Annotated in this window: 1 protein-coding gene; it reads right to left on the bottom strand. The window is 38.0% G+C overall.

Annotated elements, in window-relative coordinates; translation table 11 throughout:
- Positions 1-24: 24 nt before the first annotated feature.
- On the bottom strand, positions 25-1,521 hold a 1,497-nt coding region (locus ACPUYX_RS20950), incomplete at its 5' end, for a putative PEP-binding protein (protein ID WP_426381507.1).

The raw sequence follows: 1,521 nt of genomic DNA, 5'->3' as shown, positions 1-1,521 counted from the left end.
TATGTCAGTGACTTTATTTTAAAACTACTTTCTTGGGTTCTTAACTTGAGCTTGAGCAGCAGCCAATCTTGCAACTGGTACTCTGAATGGTGAACATGAAACATAGTTTAATCCTACATTGTGGCAGAATTCAACTGATGATGGATCTCCACCGTGCTCTCCGCATATACCAAGTTTTATATTTGGTCTTGTAGCTTTTCCTAGCTCCGCAGCCATCTTTACAAGCTTACCTACACCAGTTTGATCTAGTTTTGCAAATGGATCAAATTCGTATATCTTCTTGTCATAGTAATGCTTTAAGAAGTTACCAGCATCGTCTCTTGAGAAACCAAATGTCATTTGAGTTAAGTCATTTGTTCCAAATGAGAAGAATTCTGCTTCTTTAGCTATTTCGTCAGCAGTTAAAGCTGCTCTAGGTATTTCTATCATTGTACCAACTTTGTACTCTAATTGAACACCTTCTCTAGCTATTATTTCATTAGCTACTCTTACAACAACATCTTTAACATACTTTAATTCCTTAACTTCTCCAACAAGTGGAATCATTATTTCAGGAACTATATCATATCCTTTTCTTCTCTTAACATCTATAGCAGCTTCTATTACTGCTCTTGTTTGCATTTCAGCTATTTCTGGGTAAGAAACTGCTAATCTACATCCTCTGTGACCCATCATTGGGTTGAATTCATGTAATGATTCAACAGTAGCTTTTAACTCTTCAAAAGTTAATCCCATATCAGCAGCTAATGCTCTTATATCTTCATCTTCATGAGGTAAGAACTCATGTAGTGGTGGATCTAGGAATCTGATTGTTACTGGTCTGAATTCCATTGCTTCGTAAAGGCCTACGAAGTCTTCTCTTTGCATTGGAAGTAATTTGTCTAGAGCCTTTCTTCTTTGCTCTTCATTTTTAGCAACTATCATTTCTCTGACTGCAGGTATTCTAGCTTCATCAAAGAACATGTGCTCAGTTCTGCAAAGACCTATACCTTCTGCTCCGAATTTAACTGCTTGAGCAGCATCTCTTGGAGTATCGGCATTAGTTCTAACATTTAAGCTTCTTATTTCATCAGCCCATCCCATGAATGTTCCGAAGTATCCGCTTATTTCTGGTTCAACAGTCTTTATTGCTTGACCGTAAACATTTCCTGTGCTTCCATCTATTGATAAGAAGTCATTTTGAGTTAATGTCTTTCCAGCAACTTCTATAGTTCTAGCTTCTTCATTAACCTTTATGTCTCCACAACCAGCTACACAGCAAGTTCCCATACCTCTAGCAACAACTGCTGCGTGAGAAGTCATACCTCCTCTTACTGTTAAGATACCTTCAGCAGCTATCATACCTTCGATATCTTCTGGTGAAGTTTCAAGTCTAACAAGAACAACTTTCTCACCTTTTTCAGCTCTTTCTTTAGCTTCTTCTGCAGTGAAGCATATCTTTCCACATGCAGCTCCTGGTGAAGCAGGAAGTCCTTTAGCTATTACTTGAGCACTCTTTAGATCAGCAGCATCAAAGTTAGG

Source organism: Desulfosporosinus sp. SYSU MS00001, assembly GCF_049943955.1.
Lineage (GTDB): Bacteria > Bacillota > Desulfitobacteriia > Desulfitobacteriales > Desulfitobacteriaceae > Desulfosporosinus.
This window is presented reverse-complemented; position numbering and strand designations above follow the sequence as displayed.